General features: G+C 57.7%; 2 protein-coding genes. Both read right to left on the reverse strand.

The window, feature by feature from the left end; genetic code table 11:
- Positions 1-256: hypothetical protein (locus AC1DCY_RS27640; RefSeq protein WP_477355954.1), on the reverse strand; the 256-nt coding region annotated here is incomplete at its 3' end.
- Positions 257-274: 18 nt separating this feature from the next.
- Positions 275-457 (reverse strand): lmo0937 family membrane protein (locus tag AC1DCY_RS27645; RefSeq protein ID WP_477355956.1); only part of this gene is annotated, 183 nt, incomplete at its 5' end.

Consider the following 457-nt stretch of genomic DNA (forward strand, 5'->3'; position numbering starts at 1 on the left):
GGCTGAACCGCAGCGCATCGGCCCGTGTCAGCCAGCCCCGATCTACGGCCAGCGGATACACTGACAGGGCGAATCCGACTACCGCGATACTGACGGGCGAACCGGGACGCGAGGTGTCGGCTACCAGTCCGTTAAGCGGATTCAATGTTTGCAGGAAATAACCGAAGGCGGCACGCTGCAGGCGATCGAAAAGCGCTTCATCGGCGAGTGTGGACTGTASTGTCCGCGAGCGGCGCTCAACCCTGTTCATCGGCATGTCGATGACCGAAGAGGYTTAYGAGCGCCTRCTCTGAAAGAAACTGACCGCCAGCAAAATCAGCGCCACGAYCAACAGGACATGAATGAAGCCGCCCAGGCTGTACGACGTTACCAGCCCAAGTAACCACAGGACGATCAGGATGACCACGATTGTTTGTAGCATGACGATTCTCCTATTGTGATCCGGGACCTTCTGGAC

This window comes from Lysinibacillus sp. 10T31 (assembly GCF_056394365.1).